This window comes from Streptomyces sp. NPDC006602, assembly GCF_042870385.1.
Classification (GTDB): Bacteria; Actinomycetota; Actinomycetes; order Streptomycetales; family Streptomycetaceae; genus Streptomyces.
This window is the reverse complement of sequence record NZ_JBIAHG010000023.1, coordinates 105,157-129,028: the sequence shown is the minus strand read 5'-3', so window position 1 is coordinate 129,028 and position 23,872 is coordinate 105,157. Positions and strand designations below refer to the sequence as shown.

Sequence of the window (23,872 nt, the reverse complement as noted above, 5' to 3'; positions counted from 1 at the left end):
ATCTCGCAGGTCACAAGGGTTCCGTGGGGCCCTGACGACCCTTGCCGGTCAGACCCCTGGACGCCACGCGCCCACCCGAGCAACCCGACCTCCAGCGAGTCGGACGGTTTCGCGTGCCTGAGTGGTTGCCACCTGGAAACCGATCGGTGTACGGTACTGGAAACCGATCGGTTTCCAGATTGGAGTCACCACCATGCCTACGCATGCCACCTCCTCCATCTTCGTCATCGGCGGCACAGGAGCTCAGGGGGTGCCCGTTGTCCGTGCTCTTGTCGCCGACAAGAAGTACTCCGTCAAGGTCCTCACCCGGGACGCCGACTCCCCCCGAGCGCAGGCGCTCGTGGCGCTCGGTAACGTGTCCATCCTCGAAGGGACGTTCGCCGATGAGGACGTACTGCGCGAAGGATTTCGCGGCTGCGACGGGGCGTTCATCAACATCGACGGGTTCAACACCGGCGAGAAAGCGGAGACCTACTGGGCCATCCGCACTTATGAGATAGCGATCGAAGAAGGAATCAAGTTCTTCGTATACGGAAACCTCGACTACGCCATCAAGAAGTCGGGATACGACTCCAGGTTCCGCACCGGCCACTATGACGGCAAGGGCCGAATGGCCGAATGGGTGCTGTTCCAGAACGAAAAGAACAGGGACCGGATGGGGGCAGCGGTCTTCACCTCGGGTCCCTACATCGAGATGGTGATCTCACCGCTCACGCCTATGACGCCCGCCATCGAGGACGGTGTCGTCACGTGGCGAGTGCCACTCGGTGAGGGAGCTGTTCCGCACGTGGCTCTCGAAGATTGCGGATTCTATGTTCGTTGGCTCTTCGACCATCCGGAACGGGCCAATGGCATGGACCTCGAAGTCGCCATCGAGCACATGACCTATGCCGACATGGCCGCAGCATTCGAGAAGGTCACCGGGCACCCGGCACGGTACATCGACACGGATCTGGACGCATATTGGAACAGTCCGGACCTGAAGGGGCTCGCCGATCACCCTGCCGGATACAACGCCGACCCCAATGACAAAAGCACCATGAGCTTCCGTGACAATTTCACGGGCTTCTGGAATGTGTGGAAGCACGGGATCATCACCAGGGACTACGCTCTGCTCGACGAAATTCACCCCACCAGGATCAGAAGTGCTGAGGAGTGGTTCCGCCGAGAGGACCAGTTGGGTAGGGAACTCGGCAAGGGAAGTCTCTGGGAGCGGGTCCAGCCGGAGAACTGGAGCATGGACTCCGCGATCCTCAAGAGCAGCGCGGACTTCAGGACGGGCAAGTTGTAAACAGGACCGTCCCGCACGGTCGGGAACCCGGTGATCGGCCATTCCGGCGGAGAGTGCTCTGTATCACTCACGCTCCCTCCATTAGTGCATTTGAAGTAACTGGTTCCATGACTGCGATCACCACGGCCAACACCGCGAGCGAGATGGTGCGCTCGGCCACGAGCAACGCGCTCCGGGTCGCCGCGCGCGAGCTGGAGCTCTACGACACCGGCGACGTCGACGGGGCGGACGAGGTGTTCGCCCCGGATCTGATCGATCACAACCCCGATGGGAGCCGCCGCGGCCCCGAAGCTTGAGAGGCGTGCTCTTGCACTGCGCCGAGAACGCTGCTCGCGGCCGGTCGACGACTTCGACCTCCAGGCCAAGGAGGTCCTCGGCCACCTGCACGACGATTTCCCGAGGTGCGGCTGACCGAGCTGCGGGCCGCGGGCCTGCTGGACCTGGACGACGCCGCGGTCGATGGCTCGCACGTGCGGGCGCGACGACCGTGAGGCCGCCCGAGGGAGCGTGCCCGCACCTGAGGCTACGTCGCCCGCGGAGCAACGGGCACACCGTAGGACGAGGGCGCGGCCGGGTCCGGAAACGGGCCGGCTGCTCGCCGAACCCACACCCGCCGCCGGGAACCTCGTCCCGGGTGACGGCCTGTGCCTGCTTCCTGCTTCCGGCTCGTGGACCCGGTTCGCAGGGCTCCGGGCACGGTGTCTCGCGGACCGGGGGCGGTCGTGCGCCTGCCGGATCCCCGCGCCCACCGGGGATCCCGTACGGGACAGCCCGGGTCGCGGGGCGTCAGCTCGGCTTGAGGATGACCGCCTGACCACCCGCGCTGGTCATCGCCATGCTCAGAGTCGTCGAGGAGGTGACGGTCCGGGTGCTGACCACCGTGGGCGTGGCGTGCGGGGTGGTTCCCGCCGTTCCGTCCGCGTAGACGGTGGCGGTGTAGCTGACGCCGCTGTCGAGGAAGTCCAGCGGGACCGACAGGGTGCGGGCGGTCTCGTTGGTCATCGCCCCGAGGAACCAGGTGGCGCCGCTGCGGCGGGCGACCGCGATGTACTCGCCGATCGAACCGGTGAGGGTCGTGCTCTCGTCCCAGGTGGTGGGCACGGCGTCGAACCACGACAGGCCGGGCCAGTTGGCGGTGGTGGCGTACGACGACGGTGTGGAGTACCAGTAGAGGAAGTTGAGCGGCTGGTAGTACACCGCCGCCATCGCCATCTGGTGGTTGTTGGTCGTCAGGTCGCGGGACTGCCCGTAACAGATGGTGTAGTCCATCGGTCCGCCGACGTTGCGGGCGAAGGGCAGCGTCACGTTGTGGGTGGCGGTGGGGAAGTTCTCGTTGCCCCGGACGCCCTCCAGGCTGATCCAGTTGGGGTAGGTGCGCTCGTAGCCGAACGGCCGCACGTCGTCGTGCATGTCGATCAGCAGGTTGTACTTGGCGGCCGTCTTGGCCCAGGCGATGATCTGGTTGGTCATGGTCTGGGTGCCGTCGTTGATGAAGCCGAGCTTGATGCCGGCCACGCCCCAGCTCTTGTAGAGGGCGAACAGGGTGTCGGGGGCGGTCAGGGCCAGACGGTTGACGTAGAGGAAGACGCCGACGCCGTTCGTCGTGGCGTAGTCGATCACCGTGGGCAGGTCGATCTCGGGGATCGCCTTCGTCGCGTCGGTGGTGGTGAACTCCGGCCCGTACCATCCCGCGTCGTACTCGATGTAGTCCAGGCTGCGGGCGACGGCGAAGTCCACGCCGGCGATTCCGTCGGCGGTGGTCAGGTTGCAGCGGAACACCTTGCCCGGCCGGATCCACGACGTGTCGGTCAGGACGTTGGCCGGGGCCAGGTTGAGGACCAGTTCGGCGTTGTCGACCAGGTCGGCGTCGGAGGATCCGAGGACGAGCACCCGCCACGGCGTGGCGAACGGCGTGGTGACGGTCGAGGTGGTCTGCGTGGTTCCGCTGCCCCGGGCGGTCTTCTTCATCAAGTACGTCTTGAGCGTGTTGCTCTGCCCGGAGACCGATGTGAGCATCCCTCGCGGGTAGTTCACTCGGGAGGACTCACAGATACAGGCGCGCAGCCCGCTGGCCAGGGTGACCAGCAGCGGCATGTCGGTCAGGGGGCCGACGTCCGTGCTGGACGTGCCGGTGGAGGGGATCGCGTCCGGCGCGACCGGGCTGTACACGTTCTCGTCCCGGGCGCTGTAGACCAGGGTGCCGCCGGGGAACACGAAGCCGGTCAGCTCGTCCGAGATGGTGGCACTGCCCGTGCCGAGCAGCGTGTAGCGCAGCGCGACTCCGGTGTTGTAGGCGCGTATCTGGACGCCGAAGGTGACGCCGCTGCTGCTGTCCTGCAGATTCCAGCGCATTTCCTGGTAGTAGTCGCGGATCGTCGCGTTGCGGCCGTACACCTGGGTCCAGGTGCTGTCCTGGGTCCAGTGCTGATAGTTGGTCATCACGGTGTTGGCGGCGCCCAGCGTGGTGCCGTCGCTCATCGCGAGTCCGAGCGCCGAGGTGTCGACGACCGTCGTGCCGCCGCGTTGGACCGACCAGGAGAGCGCTCCGCCGACCAGCGACACCGTGATCTTGTTGCTGCCGTCCGGCGACGTGGCCGTCATGACGGCGTCGGCCGCGTGGGCCTCGCCTGTGCCGACGAGGCCCAGTGCGGCGGCCCCCGCCGTGACCGCCGCTCCCTTGAGGATCCCGCGCCGGGACAGCCCTCCCGGGCGAGCGGCTCCAGGCGGGCCGGGCTGCTCCTGACGTCCTGACGTTTCCATGGTCAGTTCACCTCTCTGTTGAGTTGCACGAAAAAGACATCGACACGGGGAGCGGGGGGGGGGGGGGGGGGGGGGGGGGGGGGGGGGGGGGGGGGGGGGGGGGGGGGCGGGGGGGGGCGGGGGCGGGCGCCCGCCCCCCCCCCCCCCCCCCCCCCCCCCCCCCCCCCCACGCTGTTGGTCACTGCTGGGTCAGGGTGACTTCGTCGCAGTAGCCGTCGCCGGTTCCGGAGACGAGGTGGCAGTAGATGCGGGCGGAGGTCACGCCCGCGCCTGTGGTGAAGGTCGTCGACTGCTTCGAGTAGGTGCTCGACGTGGTCGAGGTACTCGTGACGGCCGTGCCGTTGTAGAGCTTGGCCTCCAGTGCCGTCGTGGTGCCGGCGGTCTGACTCGCGAGGGAGCCGGTCAGCCGGTACGTGGTGTTCGGCGTGAGGCCGGTGATGATCTGAAACAGGGTGCTTCCGCTCAGGGACGAGTTCGTCAGCGCCGCGGCGTTACCGTTGGCCGCGGTGCTCGTGAGCGAGAAGTCGCCGTTGCGCCAGGGCACGGTGTGGCCGGACTCGAAATTGCCGTTGATGGCGTAGTTCTTGACGCGGGTGACGGCCATGTCGTCGCAGTAGCCGCTGCCCGTTCCCGAACTCTTGTAGCAGTACAGCCGCACGGTGTTGTTCGTCGCCCCGGTGGTGAAGTCGGCGGAGACGAACGTCCACGAGGTGCCGCTGGCGCCCGCCACCGTCTCCAGACCGCCGGTGTTCTTGACGCCGACGTTCATGACCTCACCAGCCGTGTCCGACTTCACCCAGCCCGAGACGCGGTAGGTCGTGCGTGGGGCGACGGGTACGGACTGTTCGAGGGAGGCGGGCGACGAGGTGATCTTGGCCGCGTAGGTTCCGGTGTGGGAGGTCGCGTTCGTCACCGAGGCGTTGTTCCACTTGCTCCACGCGCTGGTCGTCCCCGTCTCGAAGCCGAGGTTCTCGTTCGCCAGGCAGGTGGAGTCGGAGGGCGAGCTGTACTGGTCGGCGCCGATGTCGGGCGCGCAGACCGAGGGGACGGCCGATCCCCAGTAGTCCTGGCCGCCGTTGTCGGGGATGACGACCCCCGCGCCTACGGCCGGGGAGCCGGCGGTGAGCTGGTAGCCCGTGACGCTGCCGATTCCGGTGCCGCCGGTGCCGGGCGATGCCAGCAGCGGATCCGCCGTGATCTTCCCGGGGTCGGACGGCTCGCTGGCCGGGTGGTTGCCGTAGAAGAGATTGTTCCGCCAGGCGAAGTTCGAGGCGGGCTGGCCGGTGGTGTAGACGTAGCCGCCGCTGCCGAGGTTGTAGATGATGTTGTTGGCGAGCGTCAGGTCGTTCCAGGCGCCCGTGACCTCGAGGACGTTCGCGGTGGAGCCGGACGGGATGTAGATGGTGTTGTTGTAGAACTTGGAGTCCTGCGAGCCGTCCATGGTGATGGCGCGAAGACGGTCGTTCTGGCTGACGTTGTAGCGGACCGCCGCGTTGCTGGAGAGGCGCATCCCGCCGCCGCAGCCGCAGAAGAGGATGAAGCCTCCCGCGTTGTCGTGGCTGTAGTTGTACTGGACGATCGTGCCGTCTTGCCCGTAGTCGACGTCGAAGCCCTGGCCGTCGCTGTTCCCGGAGTTCTTCTGGGTTCCGTACGCCTCGTTGTACTGGATCACCGTGTTGTCGGAGTCCCAGGCCCAGATGCCCGCGTTGGCCGTGTTGCCCTTGGCCGCGTTGTAGACGACGTTGTGCTGCATGACGGCGCTCTGCGAGTTCTGCACGACGATGCCGTCGCCGCTCGTGTCATGGACGGTGTTGTTCTGGACGACGACGTTGGTGAACGGGGTCCAGTTCGTGGAGCTGCAGCCGATGGAAGGCCGGCACCCCCACACGCTGCCCATGTTGATGCCGCTGCGGTGGATGTTCGACACCGTGTTGCCGTCGATGACGAGGTCGTCGAAGTTGCTCGGTGTCGTGGTCCCGATGACGGAGAACTGGATGCCGGCGCTGCCGTCGCCCGCCTTCGACTCGGTTCCGTTCACATCGTGGATGGTGAGGTTGCTGACCTTGTAGTGGTGGCCCGTCCCGAAGTTCTCAAGGACGACGTAGACACCGCGTCGCTCGTTCGCGCCCGTGACGGCGCCGGTGTTGGTCACCTCCAGATCGGAGATCTCCCAGTACTCCTGGTTGTACAGATAGATCGCGTCCGTGCCACCGCCGCCGGCGATGACCGGCAGGGCGCCGGTGGCGTAGGCGCTCATGGTGATCGATCCGCCTGCCGCGCTGCCCGAGCCCAGCGGGTGCAGAAGGCCGGTGCAGGTCGTCCCCCGCTTGAACAGCAGCTGGTCACCCGGGGCGAACGTCTTCGCGTTCGGGCCCGCCAGTGAGTTCCACGGCGAGGAGGAGGTTCCGGTCCCGTTGGTTGCCGCCGAGCAGTCCACGTAGTAGGCCGTGCCCGCTGCGTGGGCGGGCACGGCCGGTGTCAGGGCCACCGCGGCGCAGGCGAGCAGCATGGTGACGACCGCGCCTGCGAACAGCCGTCTGATCTCTGAGACTTGTCTCATGGTGCTTCTTTCCGTACGACATTGTCGGAAGGGGTGGAGGGGCTCGCCGTGACCTTGTGGAGTGCGGCGACGATGGCCTGCGTCGGAGCGGCCTGGTTCGACCATTCGGCGGCGACGTGTCCGTCGGCTCCGATCAGCAGGGTGTGGAGCTGTCCGTCCGTGGGCACTTGTGCGCCCACGGAGGCGGAGTCCGCGGCGACCACGAGTTCGGGCGGGAGGGCCCAGTTCGCCGCGAGGTTCTGCAGTGCGGCGTCGGTCGTGTGCCCGTCCGAGTCGGTGACGAGGACCCGGACGTCGGGGTACTGAAGCGCCACGCTCTTGAGCGAGGGGATCTGGCTCCGCGCCGTCGTCGCGTCGACGTCGCCCTGGTCGTCGATGGGAAGGGCCGAGACGACGGTCGGGCCGGAGAGGGAGATGTGGTTCCCGTCGAGCAGGGTCACACCGGAGCCTGCCGGCGCTTGGGCACGGCATGCGGTGACGAGGAGGAGCGCGGCGGCGCACGGGATCATCCATGCGCGACGGGCCCTCACGGTCACGTCTCGGATCGCTGTCACCGGACCGGCCCTTCGAGAGGCAGGATGGGTGCTTCCAACTTTTCGTCGCGGTCGCACACGAGGGTGTCTCCGTTCACCCGGAGGCGGGCGACCTGGATCGAGCTTCGGCGCTCGTCGTGGTCGCTGTGCCGTCCAGGGCTTTTGTCGGATCGCCCGGGGTGGGTGAAGTAGAAGACGAATGCGCCGAGTTCGCTGGTGACGACATCGGCGTGGAAGCCGTACGACCCGTCGTCCGGGCCGCGCCCGGGACGATCGAGGACGAGTCCTCGCGGTTCCCAAGTCTCCAGGTCCCGTGAGTGAAGAACCCGCTGTCCATGCCATTCGTCGACAAGCATCCAGTAGCTGCCGCCGAGCTCGAAGACATTAGGGCCTTCGTGCGACGAGCACTCGACGGCGGGCCCCCGGACGGTCCACCGCGCCAGATCGTCGCTGTCCGCCGCATAGGTGTGCGCGTGATCGGCCTCGTCCTTGTACCACATGCGGTAGCCGCCTGTGGGGAGCCGCAGGACGCATGCGTCGATCACTTTGTCGGACGACAGCGACAGGGTGGAGCGGTAGGTCCATGAGAAGAGGTCGTGGCTCGTGTAGTGGCGGATCGCGCGTGCATGACCCTCCCACCGGGTCGGAACACCGCGGATGACGGTGACGAACATGTGGTATTCGGTTCCGTCGTCGACGATCTCGGGCGCCCAGTAGGTGTGGCGCCCGGGCTCGATGTCCAGCCCCTCGGCGACTCCTCGGTACAGCCAGTCAGCCCCGCCGTCCGAGGAGGACGCGATCCCGATGTCGCTCCCGTGCACCCAGCTCACGTCGTTCATCGGAGGCGCGTCGGCGCGACGGCTCGTGTAGAACATCCACCACTCGCCGGCGTGCCGGTTCCAGATGACGGTCGGGTCGGTCGCCCCGTCGTGAACGGGGTCGCGGAACAGGGGGCGGGCAACGGCTGTCATCGGTACTTCCCAGGAGTGAGGACGACGGTGTCCCAGGACACCGGTTCGCGGTGGCGCGGTCGGGGTGTGCCCGTCGGTCGAGGACGCGGAGATCGCGTGGGCCCGGGGCCCGTCGTGATCCGGATGGCCCGGCATGCGGCCGGCAGGCCCATGAGCCGGTGTCGGCGACGTCGAGGACGGCGACGGCGCCGGCCCATGGGCGGTCGGTTCGTCGACGTCGTCAGGCGTGCTGGTGCGTCAGACGGATCATGTTCCAGGAGAGCGGTTCGAGTTCGGCATGGAGGACTCCGTCGGTGACGGTTGTGCCCGTGGCGGTGTGCGGGGTGACACGGTCGGGCCGGTCCGCGGTATTGGTGGCCTCCGGGTCGCTGTCGGCCAGGACGAGGTGCTCCGCCAGGGTGTGGGCGTCGACGCCGCGCAGGTCGATCTTCAAGGGAAGGGCGTCCGTCTGGCTGCGGTTGACCGCGAAGACGGTGATGTCGCCTGTCTCGTCGTCGATCACCGCGGTGGCGTGCAGCAGTGGTACGTCGCCGAACCTGGCGGTGACGTACGTCGGGCTGTCCACCTCGACGCGCAGCACCCGGCCGCGCCCGTACGCCGATGCCTGCGCGAAGGGGTAGAACGTGGTCTGCCGCCACGCCGCGCCGCCCGGCTCGGTCATGATCGGCGCGATGACGTTGACGAGCTGCGCGAGGGAGGCCGAGGTGACCCGGTCGGCGTGCCGCAGCAGCGCGATGAGCAGCGAGCCGAAGACCACGGCGTCGGTGACGGTGTAGACGTCCTCCAGCAGGCGCGGCGCCTGCTGCCACTCCTCGACCGCGTGCGGGTTGGGCCGCTGCTGGTACCAGACGTTCCACTCGTCGAAGGAGAGGTTGATGCGCTTGTCCGCCTTCAGCCGGGCGCGGACGTGGTCGCAGGTGGCGACGACCGACTCGATGAAGTGCTCCATGTCCACCGCGGACGCCAGGAAGGAGTCGCGGTCGCCGTCGATCTCCTCGTAGTAGGCGTGCAGGGAGACGTAGTCCACGAGGTCGTACGTGGCCTGGAGGACGGTCGCCTCCCAGGAGGCGAAGGTCGGCATGGAGGAGCTGGAGCTGCCGCAGGCGACCAGCTCGAGGTCGGGGTCGATCTGCCGCATGGCGCGGGCGGTCTCGGCGGCGAGGCGGCCGTACTCCTCGGGGGTCTTGTGGCCGGTCTGCCAGGGGCCGTCCATCTCGTTGCCCAGGCACCACATGCGGATGCCGTACGGCTCCTTGTCGCCGTTCGCCGCCCGGCGGTCGGAGAGCTCGGTGCCGCCGGGGTGGTTGGCGTACTCCAGCAGCCGTATCGAGTCCTCCACGCCTCGCGTGCCGAGGTTGACGGCCATCATGGGCTCCATGCCGGTCTTGCCGCAGAAGTCCATGAACTCGCCGAGGCCGAACTCGTTGGTCTCGGTGGACTTCCACGCCAGGTCCAGCCGGGCCGGGCGGTCCTCGCGCGGGCCGACGCTGTCCTCCCAGCGGTACCCGGAGACGAAGTTGCCGCCGGGGTAGCGGACGGTGCTGACGCCGAGCTCCCGGACCAGTTCCAGGACGTCCTGGCGCAGGCCGTCCGCGTCGGCGGCGGGGTGGCCGGGCTCGTAGATGCCGGTGTAGACGCAGCGGCCCATGTGCTCGACGAACGATCCGTACAGACGAGGGTTGACACTGCCGACGTCGAACGCCGAGTCGAGGGTGAAGCGGGCGGCGGAGGTTGGGCCGTGCTCGGACATGACTGCCTTTCGGACGTCGCTTCGGACGTGACAAGGAGGAGGGCGGGAGGAGGGCGGGAGGAGAGGGCGGTCAGAGCGCCAGTGCGCAGACCACCGAGGGGGCGGAGATCGGCGGGTGGGGCGAGGTCAGGGTTCCGTCGTGCAGGACCCGCAGGACGGCGAGCGAGCCGCTGTGCTGGTTGGCGACGAGCAGATGACCGTCCACCAGAGCGAGGCCGCGGGGCCATGTGCCGCCGGCGGAGACCTCGCCGAGCGGTTCCAGGGCGCTGCCTGCGAGCCGGAACGCGGCGACCGTGTCCGCGCCGCGGTTGGTCACCCACACGAAGCGTCCGCAGGGCGATGCGACGATTCCCCCGGGCTGGTTGACGACGTCCTTGGCTGTCGTGGCGGGTACGGAGGAGAGAGCGGTCAAGGTGCCGTCGGAGGCGGCGTAGCGGTGGCAGGTGACGGTCGAGGACAGCTCGTCGGCGCTGAACACCAGGTCGCCGCCGGCCGCGAAGGCGAGGTGACGGGGGCCGGATCCCGCGCGCATCGGGTTCACCGCGACCCGCTCCAGAGTTCCGGTGAAGGTGTCGAGCCGGTAGGTGAGAACGGCGTCCGCCCCCAGGTCGGTGGCCAGCACGAAACGGCCCGCCGGGTCGACGAGTACCTGGTGGGCGTGGCTGCCCTCCTGCCGTCCGGCGACCGGTCCCGCCCCGTGGTGGACGACGAGATCGGTCGGTTCCAGCAGGCGTCCGTCCGCGCCGAGCCGGTGGACCGCGACCGTGCCCGGCGCGGTGTCACTGCCGTAGTTGGCGGTGAGCAGCCACTCTCCGTCCGGGTGGACGGTGAGGTGACACGGGTTCGCCCCGCCGCTGCTCATCGGGTCGCCCAGCGGCGACAGCCCGCCGTCGAGGGCGACGGCGCTGACGGTTCCCGTCTCGGTCTCGTTGGTGCTGTAGACGACGGCCAGCGACGGGTGCGCCGCCAGGAACGAGGCCCCGCTCACGGGCAGCGGCGCCATCTCGTCGTACGAGAGCTGTCCGGTCGTGGGATCGAGCCGCAGGGCGGCGACTCCGGGGCCGTCGCCGCCGGAGTCCTGGGTGTAGGAGCCGATGAGGACAGTGAGGGGGTTCGTGCGCATGGATGGTCCTGGGAGGTTCATGGGGCGGGGCGGGCGGAGGAGGTCTCAGCGGACGATGTCGTCGTGGTGGTCGAGCAGGTCCAGTTCGGAGCGCCGGGGCAGGCCCTCCCAGTCGCCGGCGGTGCTCACCGCGAAGGCGCCGAGCCGGGCCGCTGTCCTCAGCCGCTGTTGCGGGGTCTCGCCCGCGAGCAGTTCGGCGAGGTACCCGGCGGCGAACGCGTCTCCCGCGCCCACCGAGTCGTGCACGCGGACCGGTATGGCCGGCTGCCAATGAGGAAGTCTGTCGAGGAGGGCGTACGCCCCGTCGGCGCCGAGCTTGATCACGGCTCCGCCGGGTCCCAGGTCGCAGATGTTCTTGGCGAGTTCCTCCGGTCCGTCGGCGCCGGGCACCATGAGCGCGGCCTCGTGCGGTCCGGCGAAGACCAGGTCGCTCCTGCGCACCAGGGGCAGCAGGATCGCCCGGGCCTCGGCCTCGGTCCACAGCAGTGAACGGAAGTTGACGTCCAGTGAGATGGTCACGCCGGCGTCGGCGGCGATGTCCACGGCCCGGGTCACGGCCGCGGCGGGGCCCGCCCCGAGCGCCGGGGTGATGCCTGTGATGTGCAGGACCGTCGCTCCCGCGACGACGTGCTCGGGGATGTCGTCGGCGATCAGCCGGGCTCCGGCCGTGTGGGTGCGGTAATAGCGCGTACGGCTGTGGGTGGAGGTGCGGCGTTCCTTGAGCAGCAGGGAGGTGGGGGCGGGGTCGCGCACGGCGACGGTGGTGACCCCTTCGGCCTGGAGTTCCCGCAGGACGAGTCCGCCGAGTTCGTCGTCGCCGACCCGGCCGATCCAGGTCGCGGCTCCGCCGAGTCGGCTGACTCCGATGGCGACGTTGGATTCCGCGCCGGCGATCCCCAGGCGCAGTGTCGTGCCGAGCGAGAACGGGCCGGGTTCGCGGGCCGCCATGACGGCGAGGACGTCGCCGAGGGTGACGAGGTAGGGCTCGCCGGACGGGGGTGAGGAGGCGTTCACGTGCTCGCCTCCCCGTCCCGAGCGGTGGGCCGCACCGCGTCCAGCAGGGTGCGCGCCCTCGTGGTGAGGGCGTCGAGTGCCTGCGGAGTCGGGTCCCGGTCCGCCCCGCGCAGCAGCGGGGAGCCGATACCGACCGCGCAGGCGCCCGCGTCCAGGTAGTCCCGCGCCTCGTCGATGCCGACGCCGCCGACGGCGAGGAGGGGGATGTCGGGCAGTGGGGCTCGCAGTTGGCGCAGATGGGCGGGGCCGCCCGTGCCCGCGGGGAACAGCTTGACGGCGGCGGCGCCCGCCCGCCACGCCTGGGACACCTCGGTCGGCGTCCAGGCGCCCGGGTAGCACGGGATGCCCCGGTCCGCGGCGTTGCGGACGACGGCGGTGTCCACGACGGGGGCGACCAGGAACTCCGCTCCCGCCGCCAGGGCGTCCCTGGCCTGCTCGCCGGTGATCACGGTGCCGGCGCCGACCGCGACGTCGGGGCCGAGTTCCGCCCTCAGCGCGGCCAGCGCGTCGAGCGCCCCGGCGGTGGTGAGGGTGATCTCCAGGCAGGTGATGCCGCCGGACACGAGGGCCCGGGCCACGGCCGGCAGCCCGGAGGCGTCGGACGATCTGAGGATGGCCATGACCCGGGTCCGGCCGAGCTGCGGGGTGAGGGTGGGACGCTCCGTCATGACCCCACCGCCGCAGGGGGCATGGCGGTTGACTGGGTGTCGGTCATGCGAAGTTCCTTTGCTACGAGGTGCGTTGCTGAACGGGGGTCACTTGAGCCCGGAGGTGGCGGCGCTGGTGACGAAGCCCCGCTGCACGATGAGGAACAACGCCAGCACCGGGACGACGTACATCACGGCGCCTGCGGCTACCAGGTTCTGCAGCGGTGAGCCGTGCTCGTTGTGGTAGCCCGTGGCGAGCTTGACGGCGAGCGTGGTGTGGGCGTCGTCCAGCAGCAGGGCGGGCGCGATCCAGTCGCCCCAGGTCCAGCTGAAGGAGAGGATCAGGCTGGTGGCGATGACCGGCCAGGACTGCGGCAGGAAGATCCGCCAGAAGATGCGGATCTGCCCGCAGCCGTCGACGATCGCGGCCTCCTCCAGCTCCTTGGGCATGTTCGAGAAGAACTGCCGGAACAGGAAGATCAGGTACGGGGCGCCGGACAGGCCCCACAGCACCCACGGCACATAGGTGTTGGTGAGGTGGATCTTGGCGAACAGCAGATAGGTCGGGATGAGGGTGAGGACCTGCGGCAGCATCATCGTCGACAGCAGAACGGAGAAGATCAGCCGCTTGCCGGGCGCGTTGAGACGGGCGAAGCCGTAGCCTGCCCACGCCGAGGCCAGGGTGACCAGGACGGCGTAGAGGGTGGCGATCGTCAGGGAGTTGCGGGCATAGCCGAGGTAGTCGATCTGGGTCAGGGCCTCCCCGAAGTTGCTGAGGCTGGGGTGGTGCGGCCACCAGTGGATGGGTAGCGCGCGCAGCTCGTCGGGGGCCTTCAGAGCGGTGTCCAGCAGCCAGGCGAACGGGCCGAGGAAGAGGACGAGGGCGCCGACCAGCAGCATGTAGACGGCACTTCTGCGGGGGAACACCATCACTTGCCTCCGAGGGTGCGCGGCCGGGACGGCTTGTCCGGCTCAGGGTCGACGGAGTAGAAGACCGCGCCCTTGCTGAGCCTGAAGACGAGGAAGGTGATCGCGATGATGATCAGGAACAGCACCCAGAGCATCGCGGAGGCGTATCCGTAGCGGCCGTTGGCGAAGTACTGGGCGAACACGTGGATCATGAACAGGTAGTTGCCCTCGGGGACGGCCGAGACGCCCCTGGGGGTGGGATCGAGGGAGATCAGCAGCGGCAGGAAGCTCTGTACGGCGGCGATGATGCCGGTGATGACCTGGAAGAACAGCACCGGGGAGAGCATCGGCAGGGTGATCCTGGTGAAGGACTGCCAGGCGTTCGCCCCGTCTATGCGGGCGGCCTCGTGCAGCTCCTTGGGGATGTCCTGGAGCCCCGCCAGCGAGATGATCATGACGTTGCCGGCGCCCCACACGGTCAGGGTGATCAGGACCCAGCGGGCGTAGGGGTCCATCAGCCAGCTGATGCCGTTGATGTCCAGGGCGTCGAGGGCGCCGTTGGCGGCGCCCGAGTCCCGGTCGAAGATCAGCTTGAAGGTGAGAGCGGCGCCGACCGGCGGCACGACCGCGGGCAGGTACAGCAGGGTGCGGAACAGCCCGCGGGCCCGGATCGGCTGGTTGACCAGCACTGCCAGCAGCAGGCCCGCCGCGATGGTGAGCGGCACGGTGATCGCGGTGAAAATCCCGGTGCGGGCCAGGGAGGACATCGTCTCCGGGTCGGTCAAGACCTCCCGGTAGTTGTCCAGGCCGACGAAGCGGGAGTTGTTCGACAGTCCGTCGGCGTTGGTCAGGCTCAGCCACAGGGCGTAGCCGAGCGGGAAGGCCGTCAGGGTGAGGAAGCCCAGCACCCAGGGTCCGGCGAACACGTAGAAGGAGAAGGCCCGGCGGGTGGTCAGGGAGGTGCGCCGGCGACCGGCGCGCGCGGGGGTGCGGGGCCCGGGCCGGGCGGCCGTCTCCCCGGAGGGGGACGGCGCGCCCGGCGCGGTGATCTGTCCGGTACTCACCCCACGAGCTCCTTGCCCTGGGCGAGCAGCTCGTTCATCCGGGAGTTGAGCGTGTCGACGACCTTGCCCGCGGACGTGCCCGACTTGACGGCACCCGGCAGCACCTTGCTCAGCACGCCCTCCAGGGCGGCCTGCTGGGCGTACGGGGTGAAGCTGAGTACGGAGAAGTGCGGCAGCTCCTGCTCCTGCACCTGGAAGGCCTGCTTCTGGAAGGCGCTGGTCTGCGGCATGTTCCCGCGCAGCGACTTGAGCGAGGGGATGCCCCATCCGCTGGCGGCCCGGTCCTGTGCGGGCTTGCCGCCGAAGTACCACTCGAAGAACTTCCAGGCCGCGTCCTTGTTTTTGGCGTCCCTCGGGATCCAGAAGCCGGTGGCGCCGAAGCAGGAGCTGACGCGGGTGCCGCCGAGCTGCGGGGCGGGCGCGAAGCGGGAGACCTCGGCGAGCTTGGCGTCGGCGCCGATCAGACCGCCGAACCAGTAGCCGTTGCAGCTCATCGCCATCCGCTTGGCCTGGTAGGTGGGGCCGTCCCAGCCGTCCGGGTTGGGGTTGACGACGCTGGGGCCTATGTCGGCCTTCGCGTAGTCCAGGTACCACTGCAGTGCCTTCCGCGCCTCCGGCGAGGAGAAGTCCACCGTGGCCAGGTCCTCGGCGAACAGGCTGCCGCCGGCGGAGGCGGTCATACCCATGAGCTGCGGGAAGACGCCCATGCCGGTGGCGTTCAGGCCGTACACCTTGACCTTGCCCAGGCGGCGCTTGACCAGCTGCTTGCCCAGGTCGAGCCACTCGTCGTAGGAGATCGGTTCGGTCGCGCTGGGCGCGTCCAGCTTGGCGGCCTCGAACAGGTCGGTGCGATACCAGAACATGGAGTCCTGGGAGTAGTCCTTGGCCATGCCGTAGCGCGGGCCGGCGCCCTGCTTCTTGCCGTCGTAGCGCCACAGGTCGTTGACCGGGTCGAGGTCCGAGGCCTTCAGCACGGAGCTCTTGGCGAAGTACGGGTCCAGGTCGGTCATCAGGCCGCGCGCGGCGTAGTAGGAGGTCTCGGTCGCGCCGAAGCCGCGGACCACGTCCGGCGCGTTCTTGGCGGCCAGCATGGCGTTGAGCTTGGTGGGGTCCCAGATGATGACGTTGATGTTCATCCCCAGCGCCTCTTCGGCGGCCTTGAGGGCCGCCTTGTCCGGCCACTCGTTCTCCACCGTCATCACGGTGAGCGTCGTCTTGCCGCTCCCCGATCCGCCCGTGCTGTTGCCGGCGGTGCCGGCGCAGGCGGACAGACCGGTCGCGGCGAGCGCGGTTCCGGCGGAGAGGGCGAGGAAGCGACGTCTGTCAAGAGATGTCGTCGTTGACACGGGCATGCTGGTGGCCTTTCGTGGCGGACGTACGCGGCTACGGGACGTACGACGGGGTCCATGGCGGCATGAGGGATTGCCGCGATGAGCGAACGGAGAGGTACGGCGGCCGGTGGAACACCGGCTCGCTCGGCAGTGGTGTCGATGCCCTGGACCGAGCGCATCCGTCTGCATGGACGAGTGCGCGCACCAGTTCAGCGGACCGCGGGTGCGACGGTGGTCGCGTCGGCGGTGAGCCCGGGCATCCATCGGCCAGCTGACTCCACGTCAGATCTGGCCGATAGCTAGCGGTGTTGTTATGACCGGTTGCGATGGCTCTGCGTAGACCTATCGCATATTTCCGTCTGGGGAAACCGGTTGACTGAAACTTTCGCGAACGTTAAGTTGCGTTTCCAGAACGTGTCAAGAGCTACGAACAAGTCACTCTCGGCCCGCACCAGTGGACCAGGGCGACACCTACGGGAGGGGGAGCGCGTGCCGGAACAGCCCGTCCGTGCCAGGCTCGTGGATGTGGCACACGCGGCCGGGGTCTCCAAGGCCACCGTGTCCAAGGTGCTCAACGGCCGGCAGGACCTGTCCGTGCGGCCGGAGACACGCCGACGCGTCCATGAGGCCGCCGAGGAACTCGGCTACCGGCCGCATTCCGGGGCCCGGGCCCTGGCCGGAGCCAGCACCCACGCAGTGGCCCTGCTGATCCCCGCCCTCGCCAACCCCACGTACGTCACCATCGCCCGCGGCGCCTATCAACGTGCCCGCGAGCTGGGCTACCTCTCCCTGCTGGCGGAGGACTTCGACGGTCAGGAGGCCGACGGCTCCTTCAACGACCTGGTGCAGGAGGGCAGGGTCGACGGGCTGCTCATCGCCTCCGCCCGCCCCGGCCACCCCCTGCTGGAGACTCTGAGCCACAGCACGGTCCCCCACGTCTTCCTCAACCGCTCCGTGGAGGGATCCGGCCGCAACGTCACCATGGACGTCGCCCGCTCCAGCGTGACCGCGCTCGACCACCTGCATGGCCTCGGCCACCGCAGGGTCGGCCACATCGCGGGTCCTGCCGGGATCACCCCCAGCGAGGTCCGAAAGGAGGCGTTCGTGCGCCACTCCGACGCGCTGGGGCTGGACGCGGCTCCGGTCGCGTCCGGGGACTTCACCGAGGACGGCGGCAGCTTCGCCGCGCGGGAACTGCTGCGTCCCACCGCCGGGAGCGCGCGTCCGCCGGTCACCGCCCTCTACACCAGCTCGCTCGCCCAGGCGATAGGCGCCATGGCCGCGATCAGGGACCTGGGCTTCAGGATCCCGCAGGACGTCTCCGTGGTGGGCAACGACGACCTGCCCGTGGCCGCGCACCTCCATCCCCCGCTGACCACCGTGGCGATGCCCCTGTACGAGCTGGGAACCGCCGCCGTGGACGCCCTGGTGGCCACCATCGAGGGCAGGCCGGTGGGAGACGTCGTCGTACCGACCGAGCCGCGGCTGGTGCTGCGGGGCTCCACGGCCAGACCGGCAGGACCAGGAGGAACGCCATGACCGTCGCCGCCGCACCGGCACGTTTCACCGGCCGGACGGCCCTGCTCACCGGGGCCGCCTCCGGCATCGGCGCGGCCACCGCCCGCCGGCTGGCGGCCGAGGGGGCGTCCGTCCTCGTCACCGACGTGGACGCCGAGGCCGCCCATCGCGTGGCCGAGGAGATCCGCGCCGGGGGCGGGCGGGCACAGGACCGCAACCTCGACGTCACCTCCCCGGGTCAGTGGGCCGCGGCCGTCGCCGAGGCCGAGTCCTGGACCGGGCGTCTCGACGTGCTCCACCTCAACGTGGGCCGCAATCTGCCCGGAGCGGCACACGAACTCGACGACGCCGCCTGGCACGACCAGCTGCGGCTCTGCCTCGACTCGGTGTTCTACGGCGTCCGGGCCGCGGTACCCCTCCTCGGGACGGCCAGGGGCGCCGTGGTGATCACCTCGTCCGTGCACGCGGTCATCGGCTTCAAGGGCTTCCCCGCGTACGCGGCGGCCAAGGGCGGGATCGACGCCCTCGTACGCCAGCTGGCCGTCGAGTACGGGGGTCGGATCAGGTTCAACTCCGTCCTGCCCGGAGCCGTGGTCACCGCCCTGTGGGCCGAGGTGCCCGAGGAGTACAAGGCGCAGACCGCCGCGCGCACCCCCGTCGGCAGGCTCGGAGTCCCCGAGGACGTCGCCGCCGCCGTGGCCTTCCTCGCCTCGGAGGACGCCTCTTTCGTCACCGGCCAGAACCTGCTCGTGGACGGTGGCCGCAGCATCAGCTCCCAGGAGTAGGCCACCGGCCTCGCCGGACCTCGCCCGTCCCGGGCGACCGGCCGCCCCGCCCCCTCCGAGAACGACCCGAGCGCCGCAACACCCCGAGCGGACACCCCGCCGCACGCGCCGCACAACAAGCCCCCTCGCAACACCCCTCCTCTCTCCCCCGAGAGGGCATTCCCCCGCGCAAGGCCGCACACCGCACAGGACCCGGAGGTCCACAACATGAAGATCACTGGATACGAGCTCTTCCTCGTCGAACCGCGCTGGCTCTTCCTGCGCGTCGACACCGACGAGGGCATCTCCGGCTGGGGCGAGCCCATCGTCGAGGGCAAGGCCCACACCGTCGCCCGCTGCGTCGAGGAGATGTTCGACTACCTTCTCGGCCAGGACCCGGCCCGGATCGAGGAGCACTGGCAGGTGCTCGCCAAGAGCGGCTTCTACCGCGGCGGCGTCGTCCTGAACAGCGCCCTGGCCGGAATCGACCAGGCGCTGTGGGACATCGCGGGCAAGACCCACGGTGTCCCGGTCCACCAGCTCCTCGGTGGTCACGTGCGCGACCGCGTGCGCGTCTACGGCTGGGTCGGCGGCGAAACCCCCGAGGAACTGGGCGAGTCGGCGGCCGCGCAGGTCGCCAAGGGCATGACGGCGGTCAAGCTGAACCCCTGCGGCCAGCTGGAGCCGCTCGCCACACCCGCCGCGATCGATGCCATCGTGGCCGGCGTGACCGCGGTCCGCGAGGCCATCGGGCCGGATCGCGACCTGGCGCTGGACTTCCACGGCCGGTTCAGCGGCGCGATGTCCCGCCGTGTGCTCCCCTTCCTGGAGCCGCTCCTGCCTCTCTTCGTCGAGGAGCCCGTGCTGCCCGAGTTCTCCCGGGACCTCGGCGCCGTGGTGCGCTCCACCTCGATCCCCATCGCCACCGGCGAACGGCTGTACTCGCGCTGGGACTTCCGCTCGGTGCTCTCCGACGGCATCGCCGTGGCCCAGCCCGACATCAGCCACGCCGGCGGCATCTCCGAGACCCGCCGGATCGCCGCGATGGCCGAAACCTACGACGTCCTGGTGGCACCGCACTGCCCGCTCGGCCCGATCGCCCTCGCCGCCAGCCTCCAACTCGACTTCGCCATCCCCAACTTCCTCATCCAGGAACAGGCACTGGGCATCGGCTACGGCGACAGCAGCGGCCTGCTGGACTACCTCGCCGACACCACACCCTTCACGTTCCGCGACGGCTACATCGACCGCCCGACAGCGCCCGGTCTCGGCATCACCATCGACGAGGACGCCGTCCGCGCCGCCGCCGAACGCGGCCACCGCTGGCGCAATCCGCTCTGGCGAAACACCGATGGCTCACTGGCCGCCTGGTAACCGCACCCAGCACCACCAGCCGGCCCGACGTTGCTCGACACCTCGAAGCGTGAAAAACGGCCGTCCTGCTGTCTCACGAACAAGCCGGGATCAGCAGGTCAGGTGACCCGGCGAGGTTGAACAAAAGGCTTAGAGCTCCGAACAAAAGTGGAGCCCGGCTCGCGGCGTCTGGCACGCACGCTCGCCGCGTTGCCGAAAGCCCCTAGTAGCTCTGCTACGAGGAGCTTTCGGCGCCTTGCGATCGCACGCACCAGACGCCGCGAGCTGATCGGACTCCACTTTTGTTCGGAGCTCTAAGCCCGGACGCTTTCCCAGTGCCGTGTCAGGGCGGCGGCGACTTCCCGCGGCTGCTGGAGTTGCGGCCAGTGACCGCTGTCCAGCAGGACAAGGTTCGTGGCCCTGACGCTCTTTGCGAGACCGTCGGCGTACTCCACCGGCTGGTACTGGTCGTCTCTGCCCCAGAACACGAGGGAAGGGCTGGTGACGTTCGCCAGACCGGGCTCCCACTCCGCCCCCGTATGGATTCCCGAGCGGACAAGGCGAAGGAGACTGTCCGTGGTTTCCATGGGTTGCTGCGGGTCGGGCTTCACCGCGGAGATCGCCGACGGCCAGGCGCCTGCCGGGAGACCATCGGCGAAGGGCGGCGGGACGCCTGCCGCCCTTCGCCGAAGCCATCGCGGCCGCGGTCGGCGTCCTTGCTCACCGGCGCAACCGCTCGGCCGGCTCCTCTGCCGCTTCCTGTCAGCCCGGGACCACCGGCAGGACGATGCGGGAGGGCCGGGCGGAGTAGTGGAAGACCTGCTGGCGGGCCACTCGGGCGGTGGTCGCGCTCTCCTCGGGTTCACCCGTGTTGAGGTTGCGGTCCCAGCGCGGGGTGACCGCGGCGGTCTCGGGAGGCTTACGCCACCGCGTTCAGCAGGTCGGCCAGCACGTCGGGCCGTTCCAGGGCGATGAAGTGGCCGGCCTTGGGCACCTGTGTGAAGTCGGCGGCCGGCAGCAGCTTCTTGTTGGCCTGCCGGTCCGAGGGCCGGGACCAGTCCTTCTCGCCGTAGACGAGGTGGATGGGAGCCTTGACCTCGGGGTAGCGCGAGCGGGCCGCGATGAGACTGGGCAGGGCCTGGTACACGCCCCGGGCGACGGTCGGGTAGCCGGGGCGCTGGCCCACCTGGAGCAGCTCGTCCACGTAGTCCTCGCGCAGTGCGCTCTTGTCGCCCAGGCCGCCCTGAAGGATCTTGCTGAGCGCGGGCTTGGGCTCCACCCCGGCGATCACCGGGCCCACCCCGGGCATGAGGACACCACTGACCACCACGCGGGCGAGGAGGCTGGAACGGGCGATCCCACCGCGGAAGTCGTACGTGTTCACCGCGACGACGCGCCGTACCCGCTCCGGGAGTTCGGCCGCGGCGGTCAGGGCGAGCACCGCCCCCATGGACTCCCCGACCAACGTCACGTCGTGGAGGTCGAGTTCGGTGAGGAGCCGCTCAACGCCCGTGCGCATGGCCGACTCGTCGTACGACGCGCCGGGCACGATCTCGGAGTAGCCCATCCCCGGCAGATCGAGGGCGTACACGGTGTACCGGTCCGCGATCAACGGGATGAGGAGCCGGAAGTGCTCGGCCTGGGTGCGCACGGTGTGCAGCAGGATCAGGGGCGCACCGCTGCCCGCCTTGAGGTAGCGCAGCGTTCCCTCGCGGCTGTGTCCCGCCCGCGGGGCGATGGTGTGACTGGTGGTCCCCGCGATGTGAATCGTGGGACGTGATTCCTGACTGGGCATCTCTCTGTGTCTCCCTGTTCTACTTGGCCAGCTGTGGGTACAGGCCGGCCAGGTCGCCGGCGAGGCCCGCCTTGACCTGCCGTGTGAGGTCGTCGCCGAGGACCTCGTGGGCGCCGGTTTCGATGCCGTCGAGGGCGAGGGTGGCGATGTCACGCGGGTCGGACTTGGGTGCGTCGACGCCCGCGGTCAGGTCCGTGTCCACGTATCCGACGTGCAGTCCGGTGACGGAGATGCCGCGCGGCTGGAGTTCCAGGCGCAGGGAGTTGGTCTGCGACCACAGGGCGGCCTTGGAGGCGCTGTAGGAGTTGCCCAGGGCCAGCCAGGAGAGCACGGAGTGCACGTTGAGGATGTGGCCGCCCCCGTTGCGCTCGATGACCGGCACGAAGGCCCGGGCGAGAAGCAGCGGGCCGTAGAAGTTGGTCTCGAACTCCCGGCGTACGTCGTCGACCGGGGAGCCGAGGAAGGAGGCGCCGACCGACGCACCCGCGTTGTTGATCAGCACGGTGACGTCGTCCGCCTGCGCGGCGGCCGCCGCCACGGACGCCGGGTCGGTGACCTCCAGCGCCACCGGGACCGCGTCGGGGTGCGTCACCGTGCGCGGGTCGCGGGCCGTGGCGTAGACCTTGGCGGCACCGCGCACGTACAGCTCTTCCACCAGCGCCTTGCCGATGCCCCGGCTGCCGCCGGTGACGAAGACGTTTGCGCCCTTCAAAGCGGTCATGACTGCCTCACAAGAATCAGAAACCGATCGGTTTCCATCACAGTAAACTGATCGGTTTCCTGGCGCAAGCTCATCGCGGGAACCAGTCGCGTGGGGCCGGCTTCAGGGTGTCGTTCCGTATCCGTGGATCCCCGGGATTGTGAGCGCGCCACCTGTCTGTCCGGCCTGGTCGATGTCGGTGTCGTTCAGGCTGAGTTGGAGCTTGAGGCCGAGTTTCCCGACCGTGTCGAAGAGCCACTCCGGAACGGTGTCGGGGGTGAGACGGAGGCGGAGGACGGGAGGCAGGGGAATCCCTTCGGCGCTGGAGAGGGTGCCCGTCAGGCTCTCGACGTACATGGTGATGCGGTCGCCTCGCAGCGTGGACGTCGAGCCGGGCGCTCCGTCGATGTGCTGGATCTGCGGGCCGACAGGCACGGCCATCTTCAGGTCGCGGATCGTGACACCGGCCGCGGAGAACTTGAGCACCCGCTTGGGGCCGGCCGCCGTGTCCACGGTCACCACCCCGCCGAAGACCACATCGCGCAGTTCGAGACGGCTTCCCTTCATGTTCCACGACTCGGCGGCGAATCGACCTGCGCTCTTGTCCTCGGGGGCCGCGAGATCGCTGATGTCGCAGGTGCGGTCGGTTCCCCGGGGTGACTCCGTGGACTGCGGGTGGGGTGATGGGTCGGTGGTCCGTTGGCCGGGGGAGGGGGATACGTGGGGACTGGCCGGTGGCAGGTCCGAGGGTTCCGTGGCCGTTGGCGCCGGAGCGGCCGAGGTCGGCGAGGGACTCGCGTCGGGTACCGGACTCTGCTGATCGGTGTAGCCGTGGAAGAGGGGGCCGAGGAGGCCCGCAAGGCCGGTGGAGGAGGAGGTCGCGCTCGGAATGGCGGAGTGCGCGCTTGGCGATGCGGTCGGAGCCGGGGTGAGGCTCGTTTCCTCGTCGGTCATGTGCTCCGACGGTTTGACGGACTCGTCGCTCGTAGGGGCACTGGGCGTGCTGCGAGCGGCGGACGGCGTCGGCGCTGCGGCAGGAGCCGACGGGTCGTCGGAACGGGCGCAGTCGACCCCGTCGTCGGCCGCCTCTTCGGGAACGGAATGCGCCGCGGTGGCACTCGTGTCGACGGCGGGCGGACGCTGACTTCCGAGGACGAGAGCGGTCGGTAGCGCCGTCAGTGCGAGCGCCTTCCCGAGCGGCAGGCGCAGGCGGGTCAGCGCGGACGTACGGGGAACCGCGTGTCGGCCCCTCGACTGCCGCACGAAGCGGGCTTCTACGGCCTCGCCGCGGATGTCGGACGACGGCTCAGACATTCCCCGGCTCTCCCTCCGAGCCGACGGTGCCGCCGGGCAGGTCCGCATCCACCGGGCCCCATGCCAGAGCGAGGAGTCCACCCGTGGCCGCGAACAGGGTGCCGACGAAGAATCCGCCGAAGTTCGAAATGGGAAGCGACAGCACGCCGAGGAAGACGGCGACGCATCCGGCGAAGAACCTGATGATCGGCTGGAACCAGAGGAGTCCGCCGAGCACGATCAGTGTCAGGCCGATGGCCAGGGAGCCAGCGCCCGCGGTGGTGGACATCGCCACGGACAGGGCGCCCAGGGAGAGGTTGAAGTACGGGAAGTAGGTGATCGGCGCGGCGGCCAGGAGCACCAGGAGGCCCGCCCAGAAGGGGCGGGTGCGCCGCCAGGCCCGGAAGGCCCGGCGGGCGTTGGCGAAGCCGCTGTCACTGTGGGGGTGCGCGGGTGCGCCGGCACTCGTCATGGGGAAGCTCCCAGATCGTGAACG

21 protein-coding genes and 1 pseudogene are annotated in these 23,872 nt (G+C 69.3%); 6 read left to right on the top strand and 16 right to left on the bottom strand.

Annotation, left to right across the window (positions count from 1 at the left end):
* Nucleotides 1-193 precede the first annotated feature (193 nt).
* The 3 genes and pseudogenes from ACFYO2_RS37095 to ACFYO2_RS37085 all read left to right on the top strand — a co-directional run.
* Nucleotides 194-1,291 (top strand): NmrA family NAD(P)-binding protein, encoded by a 1,098-nt coding sequence (locus ACFYO2_RS37095; RefSeq protein ID WP_388358366.1) that lies wholly within the window; start codon nucleotides 194-196, stop codon nucleotides 1,289-1,291.
* 107 nt (nucleotides 1,292-1,398) lie between these two features.
* Nucleotides 1,399-1,587: a hypothetical protein gene (locus ACFYO2_RS37090; protein ID WP_388358363.1), complete on the top strand. Its 189-nt coding sequence runs from the start codon at nucleotides 1,399-1,401 to the stop codon at nucleotides 1,585-1,587.
* 45 nt (nucleotides 1,588-1,632) lie between these two features.
* A pseudogene (locus tag ACFYO2_RS37085) lies at nucleotides 1,633-1,770 on the top strand (IS5/IS1182 family transposase); the annotation flags it as partial.
* A 307-nt stretch (nucleotides 1,771-2,077) separates the two neighbouring features.
* Here the strand turns inward: ACFYO2_RS37085 and ACFYO2_RS37080 are convergent.
* The 11 genes from ACFYO2_RS37080 to ACFYO2_RS37030 form a co-directional block, all read right to left on the bottom strand.
* Nucleotides 2,078-4,051, bottom strand: coding sequence for a glycoside hydrolase family 97 catalytic domain-containing protein (locus tag ACFYO2_RS37080; protein ID WP_388358361.1), 1,974 nt, complete (start codon nucleotides 4,049-4,051; stop codon nucleotides 2,078-2,080).
* Between the two features lie 178 nt (nucleotides 4,052-4,229).
* Nucleotides 4,230-6,611 carry a carbohydrate binding domain-containing protein gene (locus ACFYO2_RS37075; RefSeq protein WP_388358358.1) on the bottom strand — a complete coding sequence of 794 codons (2,382 nt, stop codon included), beginning with the start codon at nucleotides 6,609-6,611 and terminating at the stop codon, nucleotides 4,230-4,232.
* Entirely contained in the window at nucleotides 6,608-7,165 is a 558-nt protein-coding gene (locus ACFYO2_RS37070) for a hypothetical protein (RefSeq protein ID WP_388358355.1), read from the bottom strand. The genes ACFYO2_RS37075 and ACFYO2_RS37070 overlap by 4 nt, the downstream gene beginning before the upstream one ends.
* Entirely contained in the window at nucleotides 7,162-8,115 is a 954-nt protein-coding gene (locus ACFYO2_RS37065) for a glycosyl hydrolase (protein ID WP_388358352.1), read from the bottom strand. The genes ACFYO2_RS37070 and ACFYO2_RS37065 overlap by 4 nt, the downstream gene beginning before the upstream one ends.
* A gap of 220 nt (nucleotides 8,116-8,335) precedes the next feature.
* A complete protein-coding gene (locus tag ACFYO2_RS37060) occupies nucleotides 8,336-9,865 on the bottom strand; it encodes an alpha-N-arabinofuranosidase (RefSeq protein ID WP_388358349.1) in 1,530 nt (509 codons plus the stop codon).
* Between the two features lie 70 nt (nucleotides 9,866-9,935).
* Nucleotides 9,936-10,988, bottom strand: a complete 1,053-nt coding sequence (locus ACFYO2_RS37055) for a lactonase family protein (RefSeq protein ID WP_388358346.1) — start codon at nucleotides 10,986-10,988, stop codon at nucleotides 9,936-9,938.
* A gap of 45 nt (nucleotides 10,989-11,033) precedes the next feature.
* Nucleotides 11,034-12,002 carry a sugar kinase gene (locus tag ACFYO2_RS37050; protein WP_388358343.1) on the bottom strand — a complete coding sequence of 323 codons (969 nt, stop codon included), beginning with the start codon at nucleotides 12,000-12,002 and terminating at the stop codon, nucleotides 11,034-11,036.
* On the bottom strand, nucleotides 11,999-12,670 hold the full coding sequence (locus tag ACFYO2_RS37045) for a bifunctional 4-hydroxy-2-oxoglutarate aldolase/2-dehydro-3-deoxy-phosphogluconate aldolase (RefSeq protein ID WP_388358341.1): 672 nt from the start codon (nucleotides 12,668-12,670) through the stop codon (nucleotides 11,999-12,001). The genes ACFYO2_RS37050 and ACFYO2_RS37045 overlap by 4 nt, the downstream gene beginning before the upstream one ends.
* A gap of 87 nt (nucleotides 12,671-12,757) precedes the next feature.
* The gene (locus tag ACFYO2_RS37040) at nucleotides 12,758-13,579 is read right to left on the bottom strand and encodes a carbohydrate ABC transporter permease (protein ID WP_388358339.1); all 822 of its coding nucleotides are present in this window, start codon (nucleotides 13,577-13,579) and stop codon (nucleotides 12,758-12,760) included.
* Nucleotides 13,579-14,622: a carbohydrate ABC transporter permease gene (locus tag ACFYO2_RS37035; RefSeq protein WP_388358337.1), complete on the bottom strand. Its 1,044-nt coding sequence runs from the start codon at nucleotides 14,620-14,622 to the stop codon at nucleotides 13,579-13,581. Before ACFYO2_RS37035 ends, ACFYO2_RS37040 begins: the two co-directional genes overlap by 1 nt.
* On the bottom strand, nucleotides 14,619-15,974 hold the full coding sequence (locus ACFYO2_RS37030; protein WP_388358335.1) for an extracellular solute-binding protein: 1,356 nt from the start codon (nucleotides 15,972-15,974) through the stop codon (nucleotides 14,619-14,621). The genes ACFYO2_RS37035 and ACFYO2_RS37030 overlap by 4 nt, the downstream gene beginning before the upstream one ends.
* A gap of 468 nt (nucleotides 15,975-16,442) precedes the next feature.
* Between ACFYO2_RS37030 and ACFYO2_RS37025 the strand changes: the two genes are divergently transcribed.
* The 3 genes from ACFYO2_RS37025 (at nucleotide 16,443) to dgoD (ending at nucleotide 19,609) form a co-directional block, all read left to right on the top strand.
* Nucleotides 16,443-17,492 (top strand): LacI family DNA-binding transcriptional regulator, encoded by a 1,050-nt coding sequence (locus tag ACFYO2_RS37025; RefSeq protein WP_388358333.1) that lies wholly within the window; start codon nucleotides 16,443-16,445, stop codon nucleotides 17,490-17,492.
* Nucleotides 17,489-18,256, top strand: coding sequence for an SDR family NAD(P)-dependent oxidoreductase (locus ACFYO2_RS37020; RefSeq protein ID WP_388358330.1), 768 nt, complete (start codon nucleotides 17,489-17,491; stop codon nucleotides 18,254-18,256). Before ACFYO2_RS37025 ends, ACFYO2_RS37020 begins: the two co-directional genes overlap by 4 nt.
* 207 nt (nucleotides 18,257-18,463) lie before the next feature.
* Nucleotides 18,464-19,609, top strand: coding sequence for a galactonate dehydratase (dgoD, locus tag ACFYO2_RS37015; protein WP_388358328.1), 1,146 nt, complete (start codon nucleotides 18,464-18,466; stop codon nucleotides 19,607-19,609).
* A gap of 293 nt (nucleotides 19,610-19,902) precedes the next feature.
* Here dgoD and ACFYO2_RS37010 read toward each other — a convergent pair whose 3' ends face one another.
* The 5 genes from ACFYO2_RS37010 to ACFYO2_RS36990 form a co-directional block, all read right to left on the bottom strand.
* Complete coding sequence (locus ACFYO2_RS37010; RefSeq protein WP_388358325.1) at nucleotides 19,903-20,076, bottom strand: alpha/beta fold hydrolase; 174 nt, start codon at nucleotides 20,074-20,076, stop codon at nucleotides 19,903-19,905.
* 431 nt (nucleotides 20,077-20,507) lie between these two features.
* A complete protein-coding gene (locus ACFYO2_RS37005) occupies nucleotides 20,508-21,383 on the bottom strand; it encodes an alpha/beta fold hydrolase (protein ID WP_388358322.1) in 876 nt (291 codons plus the stop codon).
* Nucleotides 21,384-21,402: 19 nt separating this feature from the next.
* The gene (locus tag ACFYO2_RS37000; protein WP_388358319.1) at nucleotides 21,403-22,104 is read right to left on the bottom strand and encodes an SDR family oxidoreductase; all 702 of its coding nucleotides are present in this window, start codon (nucleotides 22,102-22,104) and stop codon (nucleotides 21,403-21,405) included.
* A 102-nt stretch (nucleotides 22,105-22,206) separates the two neighbouring features.
* Nucleotides 22,207-23,397: a hypothetical protein gene (locus ACFYO2_RS36995; protein WP_388358317.1), complete on the bottom strand. Its 1,191-nt coding sequence runs from the start codon at nucleotides 23,395-23,397 to the stop codon at nucleotides 22,207-22,209.
* Nucleotides 23,390-23,848 (bottom strand): DUF6114 domain-containing protein, encoded by a 459-nt coding sequence (locus tag ACFYO2_RS36990; RefSeq protein ID WP_388358314.1) that lies wholly within the window; start codon nucleotides 23,846-23,848, stop codon nucleotides 23,390-23,392. Before ACFYO2_RS36990 ends, ACFYO2_RS36995 begins: the two co-directional genes overlap by 8 nt.
* Nucleotides 23,849-23,872 lie beyond the last annotated feature (24 nt).